20 protein-coding genes and 1 pseudogene are annotated in these 23848 nt (G+C 65.9%); 8 read left to right on the top strand and 13 right to left on the bottom strand.

All coding sequences use genetic code 11. The features are described 5' to 3' along the window. Positions 1-461 precede the first annotated feature (461 nt). From LMJ29_RS18500 to LMJ29_RS18490, 3 genes are all read left to right on the top strand, one after another. Positions 462-1751, top strand: coding sequence for a TolC family outer membrane protein (locus LMJ29_RS18500; protein ID WP_377655780.1), 1290 nt, complete (start codon positions 462-464; stop codon positions 1749-1751). A gap of 147 nt (positions 1752-1898) precedes the next feature. Next, positions 1899-4058, top strand: coding sequence for a type I secretion system permease/ATPase (locus LMJ29_RS18495; protein WP_229606991.1), 2160 nt, complete (start codon positions 1899-1901; stop codon positions 4056-4058). A gap of 10 nt (positions 4059-4068) precedes the next feature. Then, positions 4069-5424: an HlyD family type I secretion periplasmic adaptor subunit gene (locus tag LMJ29_RS18490; RefSeq protein ID WP_229606990.1), complete on the top strand. Its 1356-nt coding sequence runs from the start codon at positions 4069-4071 to the stop codon at positions 5422-5424. A 36-nt stretch (positions 5425-5460) separates the two neighbouring features. Here LMJ29_RS18490 and LMJ29_RS18485 read toward each other — a convergent pair whose 3' ends face one another. From LMJ29_RS18485 to LMJ29_RS18465, 5 genes are all read right to left on the bottom strand, one after another. After that, positions 5461-6075, bottom strand: coding sequence for a tRNA-uridine aminocarboxypropyltransferase (locus LMJ29_RS18485; RefSeq protein WP_229606989.1), 615 nt, complete (start codon positions 6073-6075; stop codon positions 5461-5463). 51 nt (positions 6076-6126) lie between these two features. After that, the gene (locus LMJ29_RS18480) at positions 6127-7080 is read right to left on the bottom strand and encodes a DMT family transporter (protein ID WP_229606988.1); all 954 of its coding nucleotides are present in this window, start codon (positions 7078-7080) and stop codon (positions 6127-6129) included. Positions 7081-7445: 365 nt separating this feature from the next. Next, positions 7446-8627: a vWA domain-containing protein gene (locus LMJ29_RS18475; RefSeq protein ID WP_229606987.1), complete on the bottom strand. Its 1182-nt coding sequence runs from the start codon at positions 8625-8627 to the stop codon at positions 7446-7448. Between the two features lie 10 nt (positions 8628-8637). Next, positions 8638-9033: a GFA family protein gene (locus tag LMJ29_RS18470; RefSeq protein ID WP_229606986.1), complete on the bottom strand. Its 396-nt coding sequence runs from the start codon at positions 9031-9033 to the stop codon at positions 8638-8640. A 10-nt stretch (positions 9034-9043) separates the two neighbouring features. Continuing rightward, entirely contained in the window at positions 9044-9889 is an 846-nt protein-coding gene (locus LMJ29_RS18465; protein ID WP_229606985.1) for an AAA family ATPase, read from the bottom strand. Between the two features lie 159 nt (positions 9890-10048). Here LMJ29_RS18465 and cysK point away from each other — a divergent pair, with 159 nt between their 5' ends. The 3 genes from cysK to LMJ29_RS18450 all read left to right on the top strand — a co-directional run bounded on the left by cysK (position 10049) and on the right by LMJ29_RS18450 (position 13301). Then, entirely contained in the window at positions 10049-11023 is a 975-nt protein-coding gene (cysK, locus tag LMJ29_RS18460; RefSeq protein ID WP_229606984.1) for a cysteine synthase A, read from the top strand. 135 nt (positions 11024-11158) lie between these two features. After that, positions 11159-12880 carry a bifunctional isocitrate dehydrogenase kinase/phosphatase gene (aceK, locus tag LMJ29_RS18455; protein WP_229606983.1) on the top strand — a complete coding sequence of 574 codons (1722 nt, stop codon included), beginning with the start codon at positions 11159-11161 and terminating at the stop codon, positions 12878-12880. Positions 12881-13094: 214 nt separating this feature from the next. Next, positions 13095-13301, top strand: coding sequence for a cold-shock protein (locus tag LMJ29_RS18450; RefSeq protein WP_090348816.1), 207 nt, complete (start codon positions 13095-13097; stop codon positions 13299-13301). A gap of 73 nt (positions 13302-13374) precedes the next feature. On the opposite strand, the gene LMJ29_RS18445 is transcribed toward LMJ29_RS18450, so the two are convergent. Together LMJ29_RS18445 and LMJ29_RS18440 are read right to left on the bottom strand one after the other, a co-directional pair. Continuing rightward, positions 13375-14154: a class II glutamine amidotransferase gene (locus LMJ29_RS18445; RefSeq protein ID WP_229606982.1), complete on the bottom strand. Its 780-nt coding sequence runs from the start codon at positions 14152-14154 to the stop codon at positions 13375-13377. A gap of 28 nt (positions 14155-14182) precedes the next feature. Beyond that, positions 14183-14617 (bottom strand): MFS transporter, encoded by a 435-nt coding sequence (locus tag LMJ29_RS18440; protein ID WP_229606981.1) that lies wholly within the window; start codon positions 14615-14617, stop codon positions 14183-14185. A 74-nt stretch (positions 14618-14691) separates the two neighbouring features. Between LMJ29_RS18440 and LMJ29_RS18435 the strand changes: the two genes are divergently transcribed. Further along, a complete protein-coding gene (locus LMJ29_RS18435) occupies positions 14692-16731 on the top strand; it encodes a S9 family peptidase (protein ID WP_229606980.1) in 2040 nt (679 codons plus the stop codon). Positions 16732-16778: 47 nt separating this feature from the next. Here the strand turns inward: LMJ29_RS18435 and LMJ29_RS18430 are convergent, their stop codons facing one another. The 5 genes from LMJ29_RS18430 to rnd form a co-directional block, all read right to left on the bottom strand. After that, the gene (locus LMJ29_RS18430) at positions 16779-17315 is read right to left on the bottom strand and encodes a hypothetical protein (protein WP_229606979.1); all 537 of its coding nucleotides are present in this window, start codon (positions 17313-17315) and stop codon (positions 16779-16781) included. A 337-nt stretch (positions 17316-17652) separates the two neighbouring features. Next, positions 17653-18876: a M61 metallopeptidase family protein gene (locus LMJ29_RS18425; protein ID WP_229606978.1), complete on the bottom strand. Its 1224-nt coding sequence runs from the start codon at positions 18874-18876 to the stop codon at positions 17653-17655. Positions 18877-18926: 50 nt separating this feature from the next. Beyond that, entirely contained in the window at positions 18927-19376 is a 450-nt protein-coding gene (locus LMJ29_RS18420) for a YcgN family cysteine cluster protein (protein ID WP_229606977.1), read from the bottom strand. Positions 19377-19554: 178 nt separating this feature from the next. Next, a complete protein-coding gene (locus LMJ29_RS18415; protein WP_229606976.1) occupies positions 19555-19848 on the bottom strand; it encodes a YcgL domain-containing protein in 294 nt (97 codons plus the stop codon). Positions 19849-19856: 8 nt separating this feature from the next. Then, positions 19857-20975, bottom strand: coding sequence for a ribonuclease D (gene rnd, locus LMJ29_RS18410; RefSeq protein ID WP_229606975.1), 1119 nt, complete (start codon positions 20973-20975; stop codon positions 19857-19859). Between the two features lie 146 nt (positions 20976-21121). On the opposite strand from rnd, the gene LMJ29_RS18405 reads away from it, so the two are divergent. Continuing rightward, a complete protein-coding gene (locus LMJ29_RS18405; protein ID WP_229606974.1) occupies positions 21122-21976 on the top strand; it encodes a sulfurtransferase in 855 nt (284 codons plus the stop codon). A gap of 780 nt (positions 21977-22756) precedes the next feature. Here the strand turns inward: LMJ29_RS18405 and rpoS are convergent. Continuing rightward, a pseudogene (gene rpoS, locus LMJ29_RS18400) lies at positions 22757-23620 on the bottom strand (RNA polymerase sigma factor RpoS); the annotation flags it as partial. Positions 23621-23848 lie beyond the last annotated feature (228 nt).

Here is a 23848-nt window from a genome sequence, read left to right as displayed (position 1 = left end):
AGCCAGTCCATGGTGAAACGATGCGGATGCTTGCGGTTGATCGGGCCACTCACCGCAGACAAATGACGGAAAGTCGTCATTCCAGTGACCATGAATCCACAATGACCGGCGCCCTGGCTGGGTTTTCCTTAATTCGTTCCTTCCGCCCGATCTACTCTCTCCCAAAAATCCGCCGACCACGTCCCAATGCACGGATTTTTCCTCTCTAAAAAATGGTCAGGATTCACAGGAAGACATAAGACCGTTTCGGCATAGGTTTTATGAAGAACTCTTCTGAGCATTTCCATCTGAATGTTCTTACATGTTTTTAGAACCGGGACGTACCAAGGATGCAGGATTCGCCAGTTTTTTGGCGCCTGAACCACCCGCAAGAATGGAATGTGGAAAAGGAGATACCCATGCGTTTACCTCCCCTTTGGGTCGGGCTTCTGCTGACTGCGGGCTTCAATCAGGCTTCGGCCATGAGCCTTTCGGAAGCGATTCAGAGCACGATCGACAACCATCCTGAAATCCATTCCGCCACCAACAGCCGCCTGTCGGCCGACGAAGAATTGAAGATCGCCAAGGGAGGCTACCTGCCCACCGTGGACGTGCTGGCCAGCTATGGGCGCGAGCAGACCGACAGCCCGAGCACCCGTTTCGTCGGCGATCACAACAAGGAAACCCTGAACGCCGGCACCTCCGAGCTGCGCCTGCGGCAGATGGTGTTCGACGGTTTTCTCACCCCCAACGAAGTGGCGCGCAGCGAAGCGGTGGTGAACTCGCGGGCCTATCGTCTGCTGGGCGCGGCGGAGAGCCTGGCGCTGCGCACCGTCGAGGTCTACCTGGAGGTGCTCAAGCGGCGCGAGATGGTCGCCCTGGCCGAAAACAACCTGCAGGCCCACCGGCGCATCCACGACCAGATCGGCCTGCGCACCGAGCGCGGCGTCGGTAGCGCCGCCGACGGCAACCAGTCGGACGCCCGTCTGGCCCTGGCCGAGAACAACCTCTACACCGAGCAGGTGAACCTGGCCGATGCCGAGGCGAACTTCTTCAGCACGGTCGGCCGCATGCCCGACCAGCTGGAAACCCCCGCCTCGCTGCGCAGCCAGATGCCCGACAGCATCGCCAGCGCCCGCGACACCCTGATGGACAACAGCCCGCTGCTCAAGTCGGCCCAGGCCGACGTGCAAGCCGCCGAGAAGCAGTACGAGGCTTCCAAGTCGAGGTTCTATCCGCGCTTCGATGTCGAACTGTCGAGCACCGCCGACAACGATATCGAGGGGGACGAAGGCCACCACAACACCTGGTATGCCGGTGTGCTGATGAACTACAACCTGTTCAACGGCACCCGTGACAAGGCGCTGCTGCAGGCCAACGCCCACCGGATCAACGAGTCGATGGACATCCGCAACAATGCGCTGCGGTTGCTCAACGAGAACCTGATGCTGTCGTGGAATGCCATGGAGAACGCCCGCCTGCAAACGCCGCGAGCCCGCGACTACGCGGACTACAGCAGCCGGGTTCGCGAGGGCTACCAGCAGCAGTTCTCGCTCGGCCAGCGCACCCTGCTCGACCTCCTGGACAGCGAGAACGAACTGTTCACCGCCAACCGCCGCTACACCGAGGTGCGCTACACCGAAGAGTTCTCCATGTACCGGGTGATAGCCACCATGGGCAACCTGCTGCGCACCCACAACATAGTGGCGCCGAGCGAGTCCGTGGCACTGACCGAAGTGAAGAGCGAGGCACGTCTGCCTAACCTGAAGTGAGCGCAGCGCCGTGACGCTGCACGCGAAGCCGGTCCGGCGGGGCCGGCGGGCGGCTCAGGGAATGGGCCACCGGCGTGAAATGGTCACGCTGCATGACGAGTACCACAATAAGAAGAGTGACTCACTTGCTGGATGGGGGATGTCGTCATGATGACCATGGAACAAGTGGGCAAAGCCTGCGACCAACGGCAATTTCATGACGACCCGCTGCTCGATGGCCTGCTGATCCTCAGCAGGCTGCATGGACGGGCGATCAGCCGGGCCAGTCTCAGCGCCGGTCTGCCGCTGGCCGACCAGCGCCTCAGTGCCGAGCTCCTGCCCCGTGCCGCCGCGCGCGCCGGTCTGCAGGCGCGCCTGCTGCGCCGGCCGCTGGAGGCCATTTCCGCCCTCAATCTGCCGGTACTGCTGCTGCTGCGGGACGGTCGCAGCGCCGTGCTGCGCCAATGGGACGCGCAGGGCCGCGCGCTGATCCTGCCGAGCGAAGCCGCCGGCGGCGAACAATGGGTCGAGCGCGCCCTGTTGGCCGACGAATACACCGGCCAGGCGCTGTTCGCCCGCCCGCGCCACGAGCTGGAGGAGCTGCGCACGCCGCTGGTGCCGCGCGTGCAGTCCTGGTTCCGCGACACCCTCAAGCTGTCCCGAGGCCTCTACACCGACGCCATCCTCGCCAGCCTGCTGATCAACCTGCTCGGTCTGATGGCGCCGCTGTTCGTCATGCAGACCTACGACCGCGTGGTGCCCAACCAGGCGCTTTCCACCCTGTGGGTGCTGGCCATCGGCCTGCTGCTCGGCACGCTGTTCGAGCTGCTGCTGCGCGTCCTGCGCTTCCGCCTGCTCGACGTGGCCGGCAAGAAGACCGACGTGGTGCTTTCCGCCACCCTGTTCGAGCGCATCACCGGCATGACGATGAAGGCGCGCCCGGCCAGCATCGGCGGCTTCGCCCAGAGCATCCACGACTTCCAGGGCCTGCGCGAATTCCTCACCGCGGTGACCCTGACCAGCCTGATCGACCTGCCCTTCGCCCTGCTGATGATCCTGGTCATCGGCCTGCTCGGTGGCTGGCTGGTGGTCATCCCGCTGCTGGCCTTCCCGATCACCGCGGTGTTCGCCCTGGTCATCCAGCACCGCCTGCGCGACACCGTGCAGCGCAGCCTGGCGCTGGGCGCCGAACGCCAGGCCCTGCTGATCGAAACCCTGAGCGGCCTGGAAACCCTGAAAAGCTGCGGCGCCGAGAGCGAGCGCCAGCACCAGTGGGAAAGCACCCACGGCGCGCTGGCCCGCCTGGACGGCCACGCCCGCATGCTCTCGGCCATCGCCCTGAACGGCACCCTGTTCCTGCAGCAGCTGGCCGGCATGGCCGTGATCGTCGCCGGGGTCTACAGCATCATCGCCGGCAACCTGAGCGTCGGCGCGCTGGTCGCCTGCTACATGCTCAACAGCCGGATCATGGCCCCTCTGGGACAGATCGCCAGCCTGATCACCCGCCATCAGCAGGCGCAGCTGACCATGAAGAGCACCGACGCCCTGATGGCCCTGCCGCAGGAGCGCGCCAGCCAGCAAAGGCCGCTGGAGCATGCGCGCCTGAAGGGGGCGATCGAGTTGCGCCAGGCCGCCTTCAGCTACCCCGAGCAGAGTTCGCCCGCCCTGCAGGACATCAACCTGCGCGTCGCCCCCGGCGAGAAGATCGGCATCATCGGCCGCAGCGGCTCGGGCAAGAGCACCCTGGCCCGTCTGCTGATGGGCTTCTACGCGCCGAGCGACGGGCAGATCCTGTTCGACGGCCTCGACCAGCGGCAGCTCGACGTGGCCGACCTGCGCCACCAGATCGGTTACGTCGCCCACGACCTGCCGCTGCTTTCCGGCACCCTGCGCAGCAACCTGACCCTCGGCGCCCGCTACGTCAGCGACGAGCGCCTGCTGGAAGTCGCCGAGCTGACCGGCGTCAGCGAGCTGGCCCGCCAGCACCCGCAGGGCTTCGAGCGGCCGGTCGGCGAACGCGGCCAGCTGCTCTCCGGAGGCCAGCGCCAGGCGGTGCTGCTGGCCCGGGCCCTGATGCTCGACCCGCCGATCTTGGTGCTCGACGAACCGACCAGCTCGATGGACAACAGCAGCGAGGAAATCCTGCGCAACCGCCTCGCCGAGTGGAACCGCAACAAGACCCTGCTGCTGATCACCCACCGCGCGGCCATGCTCAGTCTGGTCGATCGGCTGATCGTCCTCGATGGCGGCAAGATCGTCGCCGATGGGCCCAAGGAAGCGGTCATCGAGGCCCTGCGCAAGGGGCGCGTCGGCCCGGCAGCGGTGTGAGGAGGCGATCATGGGTGCCCTGCAGAACATCAGCGACTACCTCAGCCCGCGCCACGGCAAGCACGACATCGAGTTCATGCCCGAGGTCCAGGGCGCGCTGGTCGAGGACTCCACCCGCCTGACCCGGCTGACCGTGTGGCTGATCGCGCTGTTCATCCTCACCGCCCTGGTGTGGGCGCACTTCGCCGTGCTCGACGAGGTGACCACCGGCGAAGGCAAGGCGATCCCCTCCAGCAAGCTGCAGACCATCCAGAACCTCGAGGGCGGCATAGTCGCGGAGATCTTCGTGCGCGAAGGCCAGGTGGTGGACAAGGGCGACATGCTGCTGCGCCTGGACGATACCCGCTTCGTCTCCAACATGAGCGAGAGCGAGGCCGACCGCCTCGCCTTGCTCGCCAAGGTCGAGCGGCTCAGCGCCGAGGCGGAAGGGCGCGAGCTGCAGCTGCCCGCGGAGATCACCAAGGCGGCCCCCGGGCTGGCTGCCGACGAGCAGGCGCTGTATCGCTCGCGCCAGCAGGGCTTGGCCAGCGAGGTCAACATCCTGCAGGAACAGCTGCGCCAGAAGACCCAGGAGCTGGCCGAATTCCGTGCCAAGGCGCAGCAATACCGCTCCAGCCTGGGCCTGATCCAGAGCGAGCTGAACATGTCGGAACCGCTGGTGAAGAGCGGCGCCATCTCCCCGGTCGAGATCCTCCGCCTGCGTCGTAGCGCGGTGGAAACCCGCGGCGCGCTGGACGCCACCACCCTGGCGATCCCGCGCGCCGAAGCGGGGGTCAAGGAGGTCGAGCGCAAGATCGAGGAAGCCAGGCTGAAGTTCCGCACCGAGGCGCTGGGCGATCTCAACGCGGCACGTACCGAGCTGAGCAAGATCACCGCGTCTGGCCGGGCCATCGAGGACCGCGTCAGCCGCACCGCCGTGGTGTCGCCGGTGCGCGGCATCGTCAAGCAGCTCAAGGTCAACACCATCGGCGGCGTGGTGCAGCCGGGCAGCGACCTGCTGGAAATCGTGCCGCTGGAGGACAGCCTGCTGATCGAGGCGCGCATCCGCCCGCAGGATGTCGCGTTCCTGCACCCCGGCCAGCCGGCCATGGTCAAGTTCACCGCCTACGACTACACCATCTACGGCGGCCTCAAGGCCAAGCTGGAGCTGATCAGCGCCGACACCATCACCGACGAGGAAGGCAACAGCTTCTACCTGATCCAGCTACGCACCGAGAAGAACCACCTGGGCAGCGATGAGAAGCCGCTGCTGATCATTCCCGGCATGGTGGCCAACGTCGATATCATCACCGGCCGCAAGAGCGTGCTCGACTACCTGCTCAAGCCGGTGCTCAAGGCACGCACCGAGGCCCTGCGCGAGCGCTGAGCGCCGTCCCGCCAGCGGGGGCCGATGCCCCCCGCGTCACTCCGAGCGACCTTCGCCCAGGTGGTTGCGCCGATAGGTGTCCTCGCCCATCGCCGCGATCTGCCCGTCGATCAGCGCCTCGAACGGGCGCAGCAGCGCATCGAAGCGCCCCTCCCCCTCCAACGCGTTGAGGCAATCAACGATGGCCTCCAGGGTGGACAGCGCGCCCGGGCCGGGCGCCTTGCGCAGGCGATAGCGGCTGGGCCGCGCTTCCTCCAAGGTCAGGCGCGGCAGCTGCGCCAGCCAGGGGTTGCAGTGCAGCAGGCGCCGGGCCTTGCGCCAGGTGCCGTCCGGCACGATCAGCCAGCGCTCGACCGGCACGCCGGCGTCCGTGGCGGCCAGCCGCTCCACACCGAGCGCCGTCTCACCGGGAAACAGCAGCCAGGCCTCGACTCCGGCCAGCTCGGCCGGCAATTCTGCAAAGGTCTCGCCGACGCGCAGCTCGGCGTTGGCCAGGCCGAGCGCCGCCAGGCGGGCGGTGTTCAGCGCGTGGCCGGTTTCGTCCGGGTGCTGGAGGATCAGCACCCGGGTACGGCTTTCGAGATGGGGAATCAGCGGACACAGGCAGTGTGTCAGCGGGCGCATGCAGCGCGGGCAGCGGGCTCGGGACATGGCGCGCATTGTCGCACGGCCGCCCCCGTGGTGGCGCGCTCCGCCGGCCGGCTATTTCCCGTCCGCCGCCCGTGCGCCCGGCGCCGCAGCCCCCAGGATACGGCGCCACCAGCCATCGGCGCTGACCAGGCTGATGCCGAGCAGCACCAGCAGCCCGCCAGCGACGAAGTAGACATCGATACGCTCGTCGAGCAGCAGCACGCCGAAGGCCACGCCGAACAGCGGTGTCAGGAACGAGCACACGCCAAGCTGCGAGGCCAGGTAGCGGCGCAGCAGCCAGAACCAGGCCAGGTAGCTGACGAAGGCCACCAGCACGCCCTGGAACAGCAGGCTGATCCACACCGGCGCGGTGAAGCGCACCTCGCTGGCCTGGCCGCCGAACCAGGCGAGCGGCAGGAGCAGCAGGGCGGCACCGGCCAATTGGTAGAGCAGGGTCTTGGCCGCCGTCGCCTCGGCCAGCCGCGAGCAACGCACGGCCACCGTGGTCAGCCCCCAGAACAGCCCGGCCAGCAGGGCGCAGACATCGCCAAGCAGCACCTCGGAGGACAATCGCTGCTGCAGCGCGCCCGCGCCGAAGGCCACGAAAATGCCGGCGAAGGCCAGCAGAATGCCGCCCCACTGCAGGCGGCGCAGGCGCTCGCCGGGCAACAGCAGATGCAGACCGAGGGCGGAGAAGATCGGTGCGGTGTAGAGCAGCACCACCACGTGGGCGGCGCTGGTATGCCGCAGCGCCTCGGCGACGGTGAGGAACTCGAGGGTGAACAGCACGCCGACCAGCGCACCGGCGCGCGCGGTGCCGTCACCGAGGTCGAACGGCTGGCGGCGCCAGAGCATGAACAGCGCCACCAGCACCGCGGCGATGGCCGAGCGCAGGCCCACCTGCAACAGCGGCGTCATGTCCGCCGCCGCCAGCTTGATCACCACCTGCTGCATGCCCCACAGGGCGCAGAGCACCACCATCAGCTGCAAGGCGAAAGCATCCATTCCCCGGCGGGTGGCGGACATCGGTAAATCCTCGGGCAGGGGCAGGCCGTTGCATGAGTGCAGAGTGGCCGGCCGAAAACGGTTATCGCGGCGCTCTGGGGCGCGCGAATGGCTTCAGAGTCTGGTCGATCCGCTCTAGGGGCGGATTTATTCACCGAAATATACCGCCAAGGTGAAGGAATTCGCCCCCGCGGATCGGCAAATTGGCTTTATGCGCCTGCCCCGGCAGTCGGGGCCTTGAAACCGATGATGCGAGGCGACCCCGCACTCCCGGATGCTTATCCGCGACTTGGCGGCTACCCCTCCGCGACACGCGCGCCAATCCCTGCGCGCCGATCATCACGAGCGCCCATGCCGCGGGAACCGCAGCCGCCAGGCGCGGCGGCTCAGTTGGCGGCCAGGAAACGCATGCCCTCCTCCAGGCCGGCCGGGGTCAGGGGATACATGCGCTCCTGCACCAGCTCGCGCACCAGGGCGTTGGAGCTGCTGTATTTCCACGCGTCCTGCGGGTAGGGATTGATCCAGACGAGCTTGCGGAAGGTGTCCATGAAGCGCTGCATCCACACGAAGCCCGGCTCCTCGTTCCAGTGCTCGACGCTACCCCCGGCGTGGGTGATCTCGTAGGGCCCCATGGAGGCGTCGCCGACGAACACCACCTTGTAGTCGGCGCCGTACTTGTGCAGCAGGTCCCAGGTGGCGATGCGCTCGCCGGCACGCCGCTGGTTGTCCTTCCACACCGACTCGTAGACGAAGTTGTGGAAGTAGAAATGCTCGAGGTGCTTGAACTCGGTGCGGCAGGCGGAGAACAGCTCCTCGCAGACCTTGACGTGGGCGTCCATGGAGCCGCCGATATCGAGCAGCAACAGCAGCTTGACCGCGTTGCGCCGCTCGGGACGCATGCGGATGTTGAGCAGGCCGGCGTCGCGCGCGGTGTGCTCGATGGTGCCGTCGAGATCGAACTCCTCGGCCGCGCCCTCGCGGGCGAACTTGCGCAGGCGGCGCAGGGCGAGCTGGATGTTGCGCGAGCCGAGCTCCATCTGGTCGTCGAGGTTGCGGTACTGGCGCTGGTCCCACACCTTGGCGGCGCGCCCCTGGCGCTCGCCGGCATCGCCGACGCGGATGCCTTCGGGATGGTAGCCGCCGGAACCGAACGGGCTGGTGCCGCCGGTGCCGACCCACTTGTTGCCGCCGGCGTGGCGTTCCTTCTGCTCGGCCAGGCGCTCCCTGAACGCCTCGAGCAGCTTGTCCAGGCCGCCCAGGCTCTGCAGCTTCGCCTTGTCCTCCGCGCTGAGGAAACGCTCGAACTCCTTGCGCAGCCACTCCTCGGGAATCAGCGCCTGCAGCGCCGCGTCGAGGTTCTGCAGGCCGTTGAAGTAGGCGGCGAAGGCGCGGTCGAACTTGTCGAAATAGCGCTCGTCCTTCACCAGGGTGGTGCGCGCCAGGAAGTAGAAGGCATCCAGGTCGGCGAACACCACCTGGCGCTCGAGCGCTTCGAGCAGGTCGAGCAGCTCGCGTAGCGACACCGGCACCTTGGCAGCGCGCAGTTCGTTGAACAGGTTGAGCAGCATGGCGGCTTCCTCAGTGGCGCTCTTCGACCGGCAGGTCGTCGGCAATCGCGTACCAGCTGGCGCAGGATTCGGCGTGGATATGCTTCTGCGCGATGCGTTCCAGCGGCGTGTCCAGCGTGCCCAGGGCGACCGACAGCCACTCCGGATAGGGCCGCTCGGCGAACCATTGCAGGTTGGAGCCGCAGTGCCGGCAGAAAGTACGCGTAACGCCGGGCGAGGACTGGAACTCGCTGACCGCGTCCTCGCCACGGGTGAAGCGGAAGTGTTCGCGACGCACGTTGGCGTAGCTGGCGAACGCCGCGCCGTGGCCCTTGCGACATTGACTGCAATGGCAATGGGTGGCGGATTCGATGGCGGCGTCGATTGCATATTCCACCGCGCCGCACAGGCAACTGCCTTTATGCATCACCGGCTCCTCAGCGGTTGCCACGCCGAGTCATGAACGCCAGGCGCTCGAGCAGCATGACGTCCTGCTCGTTCTTCACCAGCGCGCCGGCCAGCGGCGGGATCGCCTTGGTCGGATCGCGCTCGCGCAGCACCGCCTCGCCGATCTGGTCGGCCATCAAGAGCTTGAGCCAGTCGACCAGCTCGGAGGTCGACGGTTTCTTCTTCAGCCCCGGCACCTTGCGGATGTCGAAGAAGATCTCCAGCGCCTCCTGCACCAGTTCCTGACGGATGCTGGGAAAGTGCACGTCGACGATCCGCTGCAGGGTGGCGCGGTCGGGGAAGGCGATGTAGTGGAAGAAGCAGCGGCGCAGGAAGGCGTCCGGCAGCTCCTTCTCGTTGTTGGAGGTGATGATGATGATCGGCCGCTGGCGGGCCTTGATCGTCTCGCCGGTCTCGTAGACGAAGAACTCCATGCGGTCGAGTTCCTGCAACAGGTCGTTGGGGAACTCGATGTCGGCCTTGTCGATCTCGTCGATCAAGAGGACCACCCGCTCGTCAGCCTCGAAGGCCTCCCACAGCTTGCCCTTCCTGATGTAGTTGCGCACGTCGTGGACCTTGTCGACGCCCAGCTGCGAATCGCGCAGGCGGCTTACCGCGTCGTACTCGTAGAGGCCCTGGTGGGCCTTGGTGGTCGACTTGATATGCCAGGTGATCAGCCGGGTGCCCAGCGCCCCGGCCAGCTCTTCGGCGAGCAGGGTCTTGCCGGTGCCCGGCTCGCCCTTGACCAGCAGCGGGCGCTGCAGGGTGATGGCGGCGTTGACCGCCAGCTTGAGATCGTCGGTGGCGACGTAGGAGGCGGTACCTGCGAACTTCATCGGAAATCATCCTCGTGCAATGCGTGGCCGGCCGGGCCGGCGGCGAATGTCCGACTATAGCGCGCGGGCCCGCGGACGGGGAACGCCGGCGCTGGACGCTCCCGCGGCGAGGGCATAGGCTGTTGCGATTCAACTTTTCATCGGAGGAGAAGGCCCGACATGAGCCGCATTTTCGCAGACAACGCCCAGGCCATCGGCAACACGCCGCTGATCCGCATCAACCGTCTCGGCCCGCAGGGCGTGACCATCCTGGCCAAGAACGAGGGGCGCAACCCGGCCTACTCGGTCAAGTGCCGGATCGGCGCCAGCATGATCTGGGAAGCCGAGCAGAGCGGCCGGCTCAAGCCGGGCATGACCATCGTCGAGCCGACCTCCGGCAACACCGGTATCGGCCTGGCCTTCGTCGCCGCCGCCAAGGGGTACAAGCTGGTCCTGACCATGCCGGCCTCGATGAGCCTGGAACGACGCAAGGTGCTCAAGGCCCTCGGTGCCGAGCTGGTGCTGACCGAGGCGGCCAAGGGCATGAAGGGTGCCATCGAGAAGGCCACCGAACTCGCCACCGCCCACCCCGAGCAGTACCTGCTGCTGCAGCAGTTCGAGAACCCGGCCAACCCGGCGATCCACGAGCAGACCACCGGCCCGGAGATCTGGAACGACACCGACGGCGCCATCGACGTGCTGGTCTCTGGCGTCGGTACCGGCGGCACCATCACCGGCGTGTCGCGCTACATCAAAAAGACCATGGGCAAGCCGATCCTCTCGGTGGCGGTGGAGCCGGCCGGTTCGCCGGTGATCAGCCAGACCCTGGCAGGCCAGGAGGTCAAGCCCAGCCCGCACAAGATCCAGGGCATCGGCGCCGGCTTCGTGCCGAAGAACCTCGATCTGTCGGTGGTCGACCGCGTGGCGACGGTTACCGACGACGAGTCCAAGGAAATGGCCCTGCGCCTGATGCGCGAGGAAGGCATCCTCTGTGGCATCTCCTGCGGCGCCGCCATGGCCGCCGCGGTGCGCATCGCCCAGGAGCCGGAGATGCAGGGCAAGACCATCGTGGTGATCCTCCCCGACTCCGGCGAGCGCTACCTGTCCTCCATGCTGTTCGACGGTCTGTTCGGCGAACAAGAGCTGCAACAGTAAATACCGGGTGCCGGCGCCAGGCGCCGGCACCTCCCCTCCTCCCGGCGGCCGAGCCGCCCAGTACTTGCGCAGGCTTCCCCAACCTCCCCCGCAGTGGCTAAGCTGCACGCTCAGCCCAGCCGTCGGGAGCTCCCCATGCCGCAAGCCGCCGAAATCGCCCAGAGCATCCTGCAAGGCTTCGACGACTACCGCGACGGTTTCCGCCGCATCACCGACGGCGCCCAGGCCCGCTTCGAGCAGGCACAGTGGCAGGAGGCGCAACGCGCAGCCGCCGCGCGTATCGACCTCTACGAGGAGAAGGTCAACGCGGTCGCCGAGCACCTGCGCAAGCGCTTTCCCGAAGGCGAACTGCTCGACGTGCAGATCTGGCCGCTGATCAAGAGCGCCTACATCCGCCTAATCGACCCGCGCTTCGACGACGAGCTGGCCGAGACCTGGTACAACTCGATCTTCTGCAGCCTGCTCAGCCACGACTGCATCAACGACGGCAACATGTTCGTCCACACCACCCGCCCGGCCCTGCGCAACCAGCCTGCGCTGCCCCAGGTACGCAGATACATCCCGCACGGCAACCTGCGCGGCGCCCTCGCGGAGATCTTCGAGGACTACCGCTTCGACGTGCCCTACCACGATCTCGAGGGGGACCTGGCCAAGCTCGAGGATATCCTGCGCAGCAACCTGCCGGACTGGGTATGCAAGGACCCGCAGCTGACCCTGGAACTGGTCAACCCGGTGCTCTATCGCAACAAGGGCGCCTACCTGGTCGGCCGTCTGTACACCCGCGACGAGCATTGGCCGCTGGTGATCCCGCTGATCCACAGCGAGGGACGGGGCATCGAGAGCGACACCATCATCACCGACGAGGCCGAGGTGTCGATCATCTTCTCCTTCACCCGCTCCTACTTCATGGCGGACGTGGCGATTCCGGCGGAGTTCGTCGCCTTCCTCAAGCGCATCCTGCCCGGCAAGCACATCGCCGAGCTGTACACCTCGATCGGCTTCTACAAGCACGGCAAGTCGGAGTTCTTCCGCGCCCTGCTCAACCATCTGGCCGGCAGCGACGACCGCTTCGTCATGGCTCCCGGCGTGCGCGGCATGGTGATGACGGTATTCACCCTGCCCGGCTTCAATACCGTGTTCAAGGTGATCAAGGACCGCTTCTCGCCGTCGAAGACGGTCGATCGCCGCACGGTGATCGACCGCTATCGCCTGGTGAAGAGCGTCGACCGGGTCGGGCGCATGGCCGACACCCAGGAGTTCGCCGACTTCCGCTTCCCGGTCGGCAAGTTCGCCCCCGACTGCCTGGCCGAGCTGCTCGAGGTGGCGCCCTCGACCATCAGCGTGGAGGGCGAGCTGGTGCGCATCCGCCACTGCTGGACCGAGCGGCGCATGACGCCGCTGAACCTCTACCTGGAAACCGCCAGCCCGACGCAGACCCGCGAGGCGCTCTACGATTACGGCATGGCCATCAAGCAACTGGCCGCCGCCAACATCTTCCCCGGTGACATGTTGTTGAAGAACTTCGGCGTCACCCGGCATGGCCGGGTGGTGTTCTACGACTACGACGAGATCTCCTACCTCACCGAGGTGAACTTCCGACGCATTCCCCCGCCACGCTATCCGGAGGACGAAATGTCCTCCGAACCCTGGTATTCGGTGGCGCCCAACGATGTGTTTCCCGAGGAATTCCCCACCTTCCTGTTCGCCGATCCGGCGCTGCGGCGACTGTTCGCCGAACTGCACGGCGACCTGTTCCAGGCCGCCTACTGGCAGGGGCTGCAGGAGGCGATCCGCGCCGGCAAGGTGATCGACGTGTTCCCCTATCGACGCCCGCAGCAGGCGGCCCATGGGGCCTGAGCACGGGCCAGGGTGCAAAATGAATTTTTCCGGGCCCGACAAAAATTGTTTGCCATGCCGCAACGGAACGGGCAAAGTGAAGTCGTTGGTCAAGGCGGAATACGTCAGCTGTGAACGCACTGAATCAGTACGTCAGTCCGTCATTCTCGATATCTTGATTCCACACCCGTGGACTTCGGTCCAGCAACAAATCAACACCAAGGAATTGCACGAAATGGCAACTGGCACTGTTAAGTGGTTCAACGACACCAAAGGCTTCGGTTTCATCAAGCCGGACGATGGCGGTGATGATCTGTTCGCCCACTTCTCCGAAATTCGCGTTCAGGGCTTCAAGACCCTGGCCGAAAACCAGAAAGTCTCCTTCGAAGTGACCACCGGTCCGAAGGGCAAGCAAGCTTCCAACATCCAGGTCATCGGCTAATCGCTGATCTGTATGTAAAAAACCCGGCTCTCGAGCCGGGTTTTTTTATGCCTGCAATTCGCAGTCCTGGAGCTCAGCCAGTCAATTGACCGCAGGCCAGCAACTCGCCACTGCGCCACAGCAGCCACTGCCCCGGCTGGTAGCGGCTCCAGTTCTCGTTGGCGGTGAGCGGCTCGGTGGCGATCACCGTCACCACGTCGTCCGGCGTGGTTTCCGCCTGGAAATCCACCACCACGTCGGCGTCCTTGAGCTGGGCCGGACCGAAAGGCGCGCGACGGGTGATGTGCGCCAGCTTGGTGGAGCAGAAGCTGAACAACCAGTCGCCATCGCTGAGCAGCGCGTTGAATACGCCGAGCGTGCGGTATTCGCGGCACGCCGCCACCAGGACCGGCAGCAATTGCTCGACCTCCACCGGCTCCGGGAAGGCCAGGCGCACCCGGTTGAGCAGGTCGCAGAAGGCCGTCTCGCTATCGGTGTCGCCCACCGGGCGGTAGAAGCCCGTGGGCGGCGCCAAGCCGGCGAGCTGGCCATTGTGGGCGAAGCACCAGTTGCGTCCCCACAGCTCACGCACGAACGGGTGGGTGTTGGCCAGACCGACCCGGCCGACGTTGGCCTGGCGGATGTGGCCGATCACCACCTCGCTCTTGATCGGATAGCGCTGCACCAGGCGCGCGACTTCGGACTCGCTGCTCGCCTGCGGGTCCTGGAACAGGCGCAGGCCGCGGCCTTCGTAGAAGCCGATGCCCCAGCCGTCACGGTGCGGCCCGGTGCGCCCGCCGCGCTGCATCAGCCCCGTGAAACTGAAGACGATGTCGGTGGGAACGTTGGCGCTCATGCCCAGCAGTTCGCACATGGCGAGAGTCTCCTGACGGTAAGCGGGCTCAGGCCCGCGGCTCGATGCGCCCGTCGCTGCGCGCGCGGCCCTCGAGCAGCTCGCTCATGGTCGGCTCGCGCTCGGCAGCGGCGGCCACATGGCGCTGCCGGAGCCAGCGCTGCAATGGCCAGCGCAGGGCAGCGAAGACCAGATAGAGGGCGATGGCGACCATGCCGACGGTGGCCAGGTCGGTGGCGGCGCGCCACACGTTGCTGCCGACCTTGAACAGCACATCGAGGGCGGCAATGGCGATGGCCGGGGCATACAGCTCGCGGGCCGGCTCGACCAGGGTCGGGGTGAACAGCAGCACGCCGATCACCACCCGCAACGGCTCGCGCAGCCAGCGCCACAGCCAGCCGGTGATATGCCAGCCGACCAGCAGGCAACCGAGGGCGGCAACGGCGTAGACGGCCCAGGCGAGGAGATAGTCTTGTTCAGTCATCGGTGCATGGCAGCGGCGGAATCAGGGCGCTTATGATAGCGGCTTTTCCCCGCAGCCGCGCGCAAGGTCAACCGATGTCCACCACCCCGCCCATCGCCCGCCGCCAGGACGGCGCCGATCCCTACGCCTGGCTGGAGCAGCGCGACAGCGCCGAAGTGCTCGACTACCTGCACGCCGAGAACGCCTGGCTGGAGGCGCAGCTCGCCGACCAGGCGCAGCTGCGCGAGCAGCTGTTCGAGGAGATCCGCGCGCGCATCCGTGAGACCGACCTGTCCCTGCCCTCGCCCTGGGGCCCCTGGCTGTACTACCAACGCACCACCGCCGGCGAGGAATACCCGCGTCACTATCGCTGCCCGCGCCCGGCCGACGGCTCGCTGAGCATCGACGCAGCCGCCGAGCAGTTGCTGCTCGATCCCAACGCCCTGGCCGGCGACGGCTACCTGGCGCTCGGCGCCTTCAGCATCAGCCCCGACCACAGCCGCCTGGCCTACAGCCTGGACACCCAGGGCGACGAGGTCTACCAGCTGTACGTCAAGGACCTGCAGAGCGGCGCGGTCAGTGCCCTGCCCTTCGCCGACTGCGACGGCAGCATGACCTGGGCCAACGACAGCCGCACGCTGTTCTTCGGCGAGCTGGACGACACCCACCGCCCGCACAAGCTGTATCGCCACCGTCTCGGCGAGGACGGCGCCACGCTGGTGTTCGAGGAGCGCGACGGGCGCTTCTTCCTCGGCTGCCACCGCGCAAGCTCCGAACGCCAGTTGATCCTGCTGCTGGCCAGCAAGACGACCAGCGAGGCCTGGGTACTGGATGCCGAGCGGCCCGACGACGCATTCCAGTGCCTGGCACCGCGTGAGGAAGGCCACGAGTACTACCCCGACCACGGCCAGGTGGAGGGCCGCTGGTGCTGGGTGATCCGCAGCAACCAGGCGGGGATCAACTTTGCTCTGTACCAAGCGGAAGAGACAGCACCGACCCGCACCCACTGGCAGGAACTGGTGTCCCACCGCAGCGAACTGATGCTGGAAGAAGTCAGTCTGAACGCCGGCGCCATCACCCTCGGTCTGCGCGACAACGGCCTGCCGGTGATCGAGGTGCTGCCCGCCGGCGGCGCGCCCTATCGCGTGCAGCTGCCGGACGCCGCCTACAGCCTGCACGTCTACGACCATCTGGAGTTCGACAGCCCGGTGATCCGCCTGCGCTACGAGGCGCTCAACCGCCCGGCGCAGATCCGCCAGCTGGAGCTGGCCAGCGGTGCACAGTCGGTGCTCAAGCAGACTCCGGTGGAAGGCCCGTTTGACGCCGACGCCTACGAGAGTCGCCGTGTGTGGGCCCGCGCCGCCGACGGCACCCTGGTGCCGATCAGCCTGGTCGGCCGCCGCGACGTCCTGCAGTCGCAGTGTCCCGCGCCGCTGTATCTGTACGGCTACGGCGCCTATGGCGAGAGCCTCGACCCCTGGTTCTCCCACGCCCGCCTGAGCCTGCTGGAGCGCGGTTTCCTGTTCGCCATCGCCCACGTGCGCGGCGGCGGCGAGCTGGGCGAGGCCTGGTACCTGGCCGGCAAGCTGGAGCACAAGCAGAACACCTTCGGCGACTTCATCGCCTGCGCGGAAAAACTGCTTGCCGACGGCTACACCAGCTCGGCGCAGTTGGCGATCAGTGGCGGCAGCGCCGGCGGCCTGCTGATCGGCGCGGTGCTCAACCAGCGGCCGGAATTGTTCGCCGCCGCCATCGCCGAGGTGCCCTTCGTCGACATCCTCAACACCATGCAGAATCCCGAGCTGCCGCTGACGGTGACCGAGTACGACGAGTGGGGCGATCCCGGCGAGCCCGAGGTATACGCGCGGATCAGGGCCTACGCGCCCTACGAGAACGTCACCGCCCAAGCCTATCCGGCGATCCTCGCAGTAGCCGGCTACCACGACAGTCGGGTGCAGTACTGGGAGGCGGCCAAGTGGGTGGCCAAGCTGCGCGCGAGCAAGATCGACGAGCGCCCGCTGCTGCTGAAGACCGAGTTCGCCGCCGGCCACGGCGGCATGAGCGGGCGCTACCAGGCGCTCAAGGACGCGGCGCTGGAGTACGCCTTCCTGCTCAAGGTACTGGGGCTGGTCTGAACCGCGCCGCGCGGGGGAGCATGGCGCCCCCGACGCGGCCAGCCGTCTTACATGTGCTTGGTCTTGAACTGCTTGATGGTCGCCTCCGGACGGCCTTCTTCCTTCTGCAGACCGTAGATCACCGTCTTGCCGTCCGGGCCGCCGCCGATATCGGTGTAGCGGAAGATCGGCTCGCCCAGCTTGATGGCGTCCTGCATGTCGCCGTAGCGCTTGAACACGAAGATCTTCCCGTCCTTGCGCACCTCGCCGTAGAAGGGGTCGGCCGGCGGCTGGGCAACCTTGAGGAAACGGTAGGCGGAAATCTTCTCCAGCGCCTTGCCTTCGTCCTCGGCGCGCAGGGCGAGGATCAGCTCCTGGCCGGCCGGGTCCTTCTCCTCCAGCGTGCGCAGGACCGGCGCCTTGCCGGTGGCCAGGAAGTCCTTGAACACCTGGTAGTCATCGAAGACGAAGACCTGGGTATCGGTGCGCACCTGATACCAGTCCTCGTTGTTCAGCGGCTCCTGCTTGGCTGCCTGCATCGGCGCGGCGCAGGCGGTGAGGGTCGCGGCCAGCACGGCGAAGGACAGCGGCTTGAGAAGGGACATGGCAACTCCTGTTGGCGTTTTATGATGGGCTGGCACGTTGCCGCAATTCGATGACCGACCGATGAAGGCTGGATGGCAGCCAGATGACAAATGCTCGCTCGACCGGAACGCGGGGCCCGGACTACGACGCCACCAACCGGAAGCCGGCGAAAATATCGAAACTCGCCACTCTGCCTTGCCCTTGGTCGTAAGCTTGGCCTGCCTCTCCCCATTGCCCTGCGCCTTCGACGACGCCCGCCTCAACCACGCCAACCCTTCGCTCGATCGCAGCCGATTGGCGCGCGCATAAAAAAGGCCCCGTGTCGAAACACGGAGCCTCTTCCCAGCCGATGAAGGGTCAGCGCAGCAGGCGGCTATCCAGCACCTGCGATGGCCCGCCCAGGACGTTCTCGCTGATCTGCACGAAATCGTCGGTGCTGGCCTTCTTCAGGCGCATCAGGCCGCGGGTCACGTCGTCCAGCGAGCGCTCGCCACCCGTGCCCTTGCGGATCTCGGCGTCGAGATCCTGCAGCAGCAGCACGGCCCGCGCCGTCACCGCCCCGGTGGCCTGTTCGCCGCGCACGCTGGTGACCTTGCGACTCCAGCGGACCAGCTGCTCGCGGATCTTCTTGTGGCGCTCCTCGCTCAACCCACCGGCACGGCGCATCAGCTCGATGGCGTAGTACTCGGCCAGCCCTTCGCTGATCCAGTCGCTACGGTCGGTGTCGCTGATCCGGCTGAACACGTGGACCAGCTCGTGCACCAGCGAGCTGGTGCCATTCTCGCTGACCAGCGGCCGGTCGCTGTGCATGAACAGCGAATTGGCGGCGGACAACCCACCGCGCCACATCGGCTCGCCGGCGCCGACGATCAGCAGTTTCTCCGGCTCGCGCGGGAACACCGCCTGCGCCTGCGGCCAGACGAAGGTCAGCAGGGTGAGTATGTCCATCCGGCGCAGCCCCTCGCCCACCGGCGCGGCCACCGCCACTTCGGTCTTGCCGAGGGTGGTGCGCCGCACGCCGAGCTTGCCGGCCAGGATCCAGCCGGTGGGGCGGTCGAAACGCCGTTCGGGATTGTCGATGCGGAAGCGGTTCTTGCCGATGCGCGGCCAGCCGGTCTCGATACCCTTCCAGCCCTCAGGCAGCTCGAACTGCACGCGGCTGACCAGATCGGTACCGTCTTCCAGGCTGAGCTTGGCCGCCGGCACCAGGTCGTCGCCGCGCAGCAGCGCCCAATCCGGGGTCATCCGCGCGTCGAAACGGCCGTTGTCGCGCGGATGGCTGATCTTCACCCGGTAGCTGAGCCGCGCCTTGCCGGCCTGCGGGCGCCAGACGCCGTGCTCGGGACTGCTCTGCTGCCAGTCGCCCTCGGCCTTGAAGTCGCTGTAGGCGCCCTCATCGCCCAAGGAGAAGTCGAAGTATTTGACCGCCTCGCCGCGCTCCAGGATCAGGCTGACCTCAGCCTGGTCGCTGTCCGGCAGGAAGCGCACCTGATAGTCCAGATCGACCCGCTGCGCCGCCGCCAAGGGCGCTGCCAGGCCACAAAGCAGCACCGCCCAGCAGGGCTTGAAACCTTGCAACATGAATGAATCTCCTTATGCCGGGAAGTTTGATTCTGCGCGCTGCGGCAGGTTCAACCGGCGCGAAAAATCAGATGGTCTTCCCAGTCGTCCTCGGCGACGCTGGATTCGCTGAGCATGCGCCCAGCCTGGGAGATACGCGCCTCGTGCACCGCCTGCGGATCGCCGCAGACCAAGTGGTGCCAGGGCAGCAGGTCCTTGCGCTCGGCCACCAGGCGGTAGGCGCAGGTCGGTGGCAGCCAGCGGAACTGGTCGGCCTGGTCCGCGGTGAGCTGGATGCAGTCGGGCACATAACGCTTGCGCTCGGCGTAGTTGCTGCAGCGACAGGTCTGCAGATCGAGCAGCTTGCAGGCGATACGCGTGTAATAGACGCTGCCGTCCTCCTCGTCTTCGAGCTTCTGCAGACAGCACAGGCCGCAGCCATCGCACAGCGACTCCCACTCCTCGCGGTCGAGCTGGTCGAGGGTCTTGCGGATCCAGAAGGGTTCGGTTTTGGCGGCCATGGCGGGACTCCGGGCGGGGTGCGGCAGTCTAGCGGGACACCCCCATGCGGCCAAGTACGGAGTCGACAAACCGACGGACCGCCGCCCAGACCGGGGCGGCGCTCGGACTTACTTGCCTATCTTGACGCCCTGCTCCTTGCCCCTGGCCAACCCCTCAGGGGCTTGCCGAAGTTTTGCGTCAGACCGGATCGTTGCGGCGTAGCAGTTCCTCGGGAAGGTGCTCGATGTACTCCTCCTCCGGCGGCGGCATCTGCAGGTGGAAGCCCTGCTTCTCGATGTTCTCCAGCACCTGGCCGGCTTCCTCGCGGGCCAGCTTGCGCTCGGGGGTGAGCAGCATGTCGAACACATGCTGCGGGGCACCGAACACGCTCAGCAATGCTTCGGGGACACGCGTCAGCGCTTCGCGCTTGTCGACGTACAGGTACATCTCGCGCTTGCGCGGGCTTTTGTAGATGGAGCAGATACGTTTCATCGTCAACCTCAAGCCAGGGTATCGAGCAGGGCCTGGCCCATCAGCGCGCGGCGCCAGCCACGCAAGGAATCCGGAAGGGTATAGGGGCCGGCGGGATAGCCGGTTTTCAGCAGTGCCTCGAGCACCTTCTTGCGCAGCATCAACTCGGGCACGATCTGCAGGCGCTCAGCCTCGCGCTGGCCCACCGCGCGCAGCGTCTTGAGCAGCGGCGAAACCTCGAGCGGCAAGGGTTCGGGCAGCTGCGACGGCCACTGCTCGGGCGGCAGGGCGGCCGCCTCGGCGATCAGGCGCAGGATGGTCTCGCCATCCTGGCGCACGGTACGCGGATGCATGTCCTCGATGGCCGCCAGGCTGCCGACATCTCGCGGGCGGGTCCGCGCCAGCGGCCACAGCGAGCGCTCGCGCAGGATGCGATTGCGCGGCAGGTTGCGGCTGCGCGCCTGCTCCTCGCGCCAGGCGCATAGCGCGCGCAGCACGGCCAGTTGCTGCGGATTGAGCCGCCAGGCCAGCTTGACCTCGCGCCAGGCGTCCTGCGGGTCCACCTCGACGCCTTGGGCGGCGACCAGTTCTGCGCCATCTTCCAGCAACCAGGCGCGCTTCTCCGCGCTCAGCCGACCATCCAGTTCGCGGTAGACCTCGCACAGGTGCTGTACGTCCTCCGCGGCGTAGCGCACCTGCATCTCGCTGAGCGGACGCACCAGCCAGTCGGAACGGGTCTCGTCCTTCGGCAGCTCAATGCCGAGCAACTCCTTCACCAGGCGCGAGTAGCCCATGGAAAAGCCGATGTTGAGGTAGCCGGCGGCCAGCTGGCTGTCGAACAGGGGCTGGGGCAGGCTGCCGGTCAGGCGGCGGAACACCTCCAGATCTTCGCTGCAGGAGTGCAACACCTTGACCACCGCCGCGTCCTCCAGCAACGCGGCGAACGGCGCCCAATCCTGGATACGCAGCGGATCGATCAGCCACACAGCTTCGCCATCGCCAACCTGCACGAGCGCGGCAATCGGATAGAAGGTGTCGACCCGCATGAACTCGGTATCCAGGGCGACGAACGGCCGGGTGCGCCACTCGCGACAGCACGCCGCCAGAGTCGCATCATCCAGTATCCAACGGATATCGATAGCGGACACGGGGATCTCCTGCGAAAAATCGCAGTATACCGCGACAGACCGCCGCTTCACCCATGAATCCGCTCTGCGCAGCGGCTCCGGCGCAGGTTAAGCTGTGCCCCATCGCGGGCTTGGAAGGCCCGCCCTACCCCAAGGAGCCGCCTACCATGTCACTCGCCCGCCTCCTCACCCCGCAAGACCTCGCCCCGCGCCTGGGTCAGCCGGGACTGGTGATTCTCGATTGTCGCTTTGCCTTGGAAGACCCGAACCAGGGCAGCCGCGCCTATACGGCCGGGCACCTGCCTGGCGCCTGCTTTGCCGACCTCGAACGCGACCTGTCCGCTCCGGTGGTGCCAGGCAAGACCGGGCGCCATCCGCTGCCGAACGCGGAGCAGTTGATCCAGCGCCTGCGCGACTGGGGCGTGCACAACGACAGCCAGGTGGTGCTTTACGACGACGGTCCCGGAGCCTTCGCGGCACGCGCCTGGTGGCTGCTGCTGTGGATGGGGAAGCGCGAGGGCGTCTATCTGCTCGATGGGGGGCTGAACGCCTGGCAGACCGCCGGCTTGCCGCTGAGCCAGGAACTGCCCCATCCGCCCAAGGGTAACTTCGAGGGGAAACCCGATTCCGAACTGGTCGTCGAAGCCGAAGAGCTGCTGTCCCGACTGATCGATCCCGAACTGACCCTGCTGGATGCTCGCGGCCTGCCGCGCTTTCGTGGCGAAGTCGAACCGATCGACCCGGTCGCCGGGCACATTCCGGGAGCGTATTGCGCGCCCTTCATCGACAACCTGGGCGATGACGGCCGCTTCCTGCCGGCCGAGATCCTCCATCAGCGTTTCGCCGCGGTGATCGGCAATCGCTCGTCGGAGCAACTGGTCGCCTATTGCGGTTCGGGTGTGACGGCCTGCCACAACCTGTTCGCCCTGTGCCTGGCCGGTTATCCATTGGCACGCCTGTATGCCGGTTCCTGGAGCGAATGGATTACCGATCCAAGCCGACCGGTGGTGAAGGAAGCCTGAAAGAGCGATCGCGGGAAAGGAGCAAAGCACCGGCGAGAGAAGGCGCAGGAAGCAGGAAGCAGGAAGCAGGAAGCAGGAAGCAGGAAGCAGGAAGCAGGAAGCAGGAAGCAGGAAGCAGGAAGCAGGAAGCAGGAAGCAGGAAGCAGGAAGCAGGAAGCAGGAAGCAGGAAGCAGGAAGATTTTTGCAGCAGAAATAAAGAAAGGCGGGTTTCCCCGCCTATTCTTTAGTCCCTCGCCACCATCCTAGTGGACCGCGTCCTGCGGTGTCCCTTACCGGCTTCCTTGCCGGTTGCGTTCGTCCGTGAGCGCAAGTTGATATTACTTCACCCAGCAGCCCCTGCAAGCGGACACAGACCGCCACGACCTTCTGCTTCACTGCTTTTGCAGAGAAAATAATCCTTCAAAAACAATATCTTATAAATTCACGCAGGAAAAAAGCGGTTATAACAGCTGCCATATTCCGCCTCCAACCTACACGCCGTGTAAGCATCGACTTACACCAGCCTGCGCCAATTTTCCCAACGTTGTGAACCCCACTGAACAACATCCCTATCCTGCTGTTCAACCGTGAAACTGGAAGATGGAGCCGGGCGAGGAATTTTGACCATCAGCTCAGAAAAAGCCCTCCACCACGCGCTCCTTAAAAGGTGCTGCCCAGAAAAGCAAAACCCCGAACGGGGTCGGGGTTTTTGCATAAGCGCGATCCAAACTCACACCTCCTGCGGCATCAATGCCTGAAACGCCTGGCTTCTTCCCTGCCAGCCATGGAGACGGTCCCGCTCACTGGAACAGCGCGTCGCTCGACAAGCCGTTGCTTTCCAGAATCTCGCGCAGACGCTTGAGCGCCTCGACCTGGATCTGCCGTACCCGCTCGCGAGTCAGCCCGATCTCCCGACCGACCTCCTCCAGGGTGCTGCTCTCATGGCCGCGCAAACCAAAGCGCCGGATGACCACCTCCCGCTGCTTCTCCGTCAGATCGGACAGCCAGGTATCGATGCTCTGCCCGAGATCCTCGTCCTGCAGCAGTTCGCATGGATCGGTGGGGTGATCGTCGGTCAGGGTATCCAGGAGGGTCTTGTCCGAGTCCGGCCCCAAGGAAACGTCAACGGAGGTCACCCGCTCGTTGAGACCGAGCATACGCTTGACCTCGGTCACCGGCTTCTCCAGCAACAGAGCGACTTCCTCGGCGGTCGGCTCGTGGTCGAGCTTCTGGGTCAGCTCGCGCGCGGCCCGCAGGTAGACGTTGAGTTCCTTGACGACGTGGATCGGCAGGCGGATGGTGCGCGTCTGGTTCATGATCGCGCGCTCGATGGTCTGGCGGATCCACCAGGTCGCGTAGGTGGAGAAGCGGAAGCCGCGTTCGGGATCGAACTTTTCCACGGCGCGAATGAGACCGAGATTGCCCTCCTCGATCAGATCGAGCAGGGTCAGGCCGCGATTGACGTAGCGGCGGGCGATCTTCACCACCAGGCGCAGATTGCTCTCGATCATGCGCTTGCGTCCCGCAGCCTCGCCACGGCGGGCCATGCGGGCGAAGTGGACTTCTTCTTCCGGGCTCAGCAAGGGAGAGAAGCCGATTTCATTCAAATACAGTTGAGTAGCATCAAGAGCGCGGTTGTAATCGACAAACTTGTGCTGCCGACCACCCCCAGATTTGGCCGAGCCCCTGAATGGCTCGCTATTGCCTTCTTCACTGTCCGGTCCTTCAGACGCAAGCAATTCCGGAATGACGCTTGACTCCAGAAGGAGCAATTCATCGTCAGCATCAAACTCCGGCGTTGTTTTTGTAATGGCCATTTCTACTGTCCCTTTGCTGAGTTCGACAACGCGCCCTTCCGCCCCTGACGGGGCCAGTTGGGTCCGTTGACTTAC

It is taken from the genome of Pseudomonas oryzagri, from assembly GCF_020831405.1.
GTDB lineage: Bacteria > Pseudomonadota > Gammaproteobacteria > Pseudomonadales > Pseudomonadaceae > Geopseudomonas > Geopseudomonas oryzagri.
The sequence above is the reverse complement of the archived record's forward strand: the minus strand, read 5'-3'. Positions and strand labels throughout refer to the sequence as shown.